Source organism: Nocardioides sp. P5_C9_2 (assembly GCF_054049555.1).
Genome location: NZ_JBFUMD010000504.1, coordinates 1 through 2,750 on the forward strand (window position 1 = coordinate 1; position 2,750 = coordinate 2,750).

At 66.7% G+C, this 2,750-nt stretch carries 3 protein-coding genes; 2 read left to right on the forward strand and 1 reads right to left on the reverse strand.

Going from position 1 to position 2,750, the window contains the following annotated elements:
• The coding region (locus ACXJKL_RS18840) for a DUF4118 domain-containing protein (RefSeq protein WP_457208533.1) at positions 1–691 on the forward strand (691 nt) is incomplete at its 5' end.
• A gap of 19 nt (positions 692–710) precedes the next feature.
• On the opposite strand, the gene ACXJKL_RS18845 is transcribed toward ACXJKL_RS18840, so the two are convergent.
• Positions 711–1,727: a magnesium and cobalt transport protein CorA gene (locus ACXJKL_RS18845; RefSeq protein ID WP_457208534.1), complete on the reverse strand. Its 1,017-nt coding sequence runs from the start codon at positions 1,725–1,727 to the stop codon at positions 711–713.
• Positions 1,728–2,092: 365 nt separating this feature from the next.
• On the opposite strand from ACXJKL_RS18845, the gene ACXJKL_RS18850 reads away from it, so the two are divergent.
• On the forward strand, positions 2,093–2,750 hold a 658-nt coding region (locus ACXJKL_RS18850), incomplete at its 3' end, for a CPBP family intramembrane glutamic endopeptidase (RefSeq protein WP_457208535.1).

The window sequence follows — 2,750 nt, forward strand, 5'->3', positions numbered from 1 at the left end:
CCTGACGTGCGCGCTCCTGTCCACAGCCAGGGACAACGTGACCGCCGCCACGGCAGCTCTGGTGCTCGTCGTGTGGGTGGTCGCGGCCGCCGCCAGCGGCGACCGGTGGGCCGGCATCCTGGCCGCCGTCTCGGGTGGCCTGTGGTTCGACTTCTTCCTCACCGAGCCCTACCTGCGATTCACCATCGCGGACTCCGATGACGTCGAGGCGACCGTTCTCCTGGTGCTGATCAGCTTGGCAGTCACCGAAGTCGCCCTGTGGGGCTTCCGACAGCAGGCTCAGGCGTCACGGCGCTCCGGGTACCTCGACGGCATCCTCGACGCCGCTCGAGCGGTCGCCGAGGGCGACACACCCACCGGGCCGGTGATCGACCTTGTCGCTCGACACATCACAGATGCTCTCGGCGCCGACACCAGCCGATTCGTCGGTGGACCAGTGAATGATTCACGGATCACGGTGCTGGACCACGACGGTGTGCTCACACGTGATGGCAACCCGGTCGATGTCGAACGCGTAGGGCTTCCGACCAACGAGTACGTCGCCGTCCTCGTCCGTCGAGGACCTCGGGTATTCGGCCACTTCCTGGTCACCGCCACCTCGCACGTGAGCTACCCGACGAACGAGCAGTGCCGGGTAGCCGTCCTCCTTGCCGACCAGGTGGCCGTTGCGCTCGAGGGCGAACAGTCCTGAGTAGAGGCTGCGGCGTCGCTCAGATCCAGTTCCGTCGTTTGAAGATCGCGTAGAGGATGGCTGAGCCGGCGACCATCGTGATGATGGCCAGTGGGTAACCAAGACGCCAGTTGAGTTCGGGCATGTAAGCGAAGTTCATGCCGTAGATGCCGGCCACGACGGTCGGGGCGAACAGGATGGCCGCCCAGGACGAGATCTTCTTGACATCCTCGCTCTGCGCGAACTGGGCCTGAGTGAGCCGCTGAGTCTCCTCGTTCTGTCGCTGCCCGACCAGGGTTGCGTTGACGGTGAGGGCGTGTTCCAACAGGGTGCGGAAGTTGTCGACCCGGTCGATGATCTTGATGGTGTGATCCTCGACGTCGCGGAGATGATGCCGCAGCTCGTCGTCCACGCCGTACTTGTCAAAGCCGTCCTTGAGGGCCTCGAGCATCCCGGCCAGCGGCTGGGTGGCACGCTGGAAGTGGATGACTTCGCGCAGCAGCCCGTAGATGCGCCGTGACACGGCCGGGTCGCCGTCGAAGACCTGGAACTCAATCTCGTCTATGTCGTTGGCCATGCCCGAGACAACTGGCGCGTACTCATCGACGACCTGGTCGAGGATGGCGTAGAGGATCGCCTCGGGCCCGAGCGCGAGCAGGTCGGGCGAGCCCTCGAGTCGCTTCCTGACGACGCCGAGGTCCGGGGTCTCGGCGAAGCGACTGGTGATGACGAAGTTGGGCCCGGTCAGGACGTGGATCTCACCGAACTCGACCCGTTCCTCCGCGTCGACGTAGCGCGCGGGGCGCAGCACGGTGAAGAGCACATCACCGTATCGCTCGATCTTCGGGCGCTGGTGCGCCTTGATGGTGTCCTCCACGACCAGGTGGTGGAGCGAGAACTCTGCCGCGACCGAGTCCATCTCCTCACGTGCTGGCCGGTAAAGGCCGATCCATCCCATGCCGCCGGTCTCGGCCATCGTCTCGTAGGTCAGCTCGAGCGAGGGAGGTACGGCGCAGCGTGCACCGGCCAGGTAGACGGCGTTGTTGACGATTCCCATGCGGACCTTCTTGCGTAGTGCGGCGCGGAACCTCTGCGGGCCCTCGGTCGACGGTAACGACTGGTCAACCGGGCGAGCGGCACATGCGCGTCAAGCCCCGCAAAGAACGCATCAAGACGGCGCCCCGAGACGCGGTCGGGCAGTTCCTCGACACCATCGGGTACGACACGCTCGACGTGGGCGCCCTCGCCGAGGGGTGGCGCTTCCAGCGCGACACTCCTGCCTACACAGCCCCGTACGGCCTTCCCGGCACTGCATACCCCAACTGGTCAGCCCGACCCGCGCTCGATGTCGGACACAGGCTCGGGGTGACCCAGGGTGTTCCCCGATGGCCGCGACCATCTTCATACCGAAGGCTTGGCACCATGGGTGACCCAAAGCCAGCGCTCAGCCTCCATCCAGGTCATGCGCCCGACCTGGGGCGCCGACCGGTCCTGACCTTCTGGCTCATCGCGGTGGGACTGGAGGTGCTCCTGGGGGTCGCCTTCCTGCTCAGCGGTGCCGACGCCGCCATCGAGGAGGGGCTGTCACAGGCAGGCATCGACTTCGGCTCGGACCTGCTCACGGCGGGGCGGGTGGTCCTCGCCCATCCGGCAGCGCTGCTCGCTGTCACGCTGGCGCTGGCCCAGGTGGCCGCACCGGACCTCGCCGTGGTGCTGCTCGCCCGGATCCGCGATGCTCCTGGGCTCCTGCGTCTGGTCGCTGGCCGGTTCCGGCCATGGTCCCGCGAGGTCGGAGTCCGACGCGGTCTCGCGGTCTGGCTCACCGCCATCGTCCTCTTCACCGCCTGCAACGTCGTCAGCGGACTGCTCCACCTCACCTTCGTCCCGGGCGATCTCGCGTGGCAGTTCTCCTGGAGCATGCTCGTCCTCCTGCCGGTGGCCATGTTCCTCGACGCAGGCGCACTCCTCGAAGAGAACGGTTGGCGAGGGTTCGCGCTACCGACCCTCCTGCGCACCCACGGCCCGGTAGCGGCCTCGTTGATCGTCGGCCTGGCGTGGGCCTCATGGCACTACCCGGTGA

Bases quoted from the DNA above. Each gene is read 5' to 3' on its own strand.
- ACXJKL_RS18845 (WP_457208534.1), bottom strand. From the start codon at position 1,727: ATGGGAATCGTCAACAACGCCGTCTACCTGGCCGGTGCACGCTGCGCC.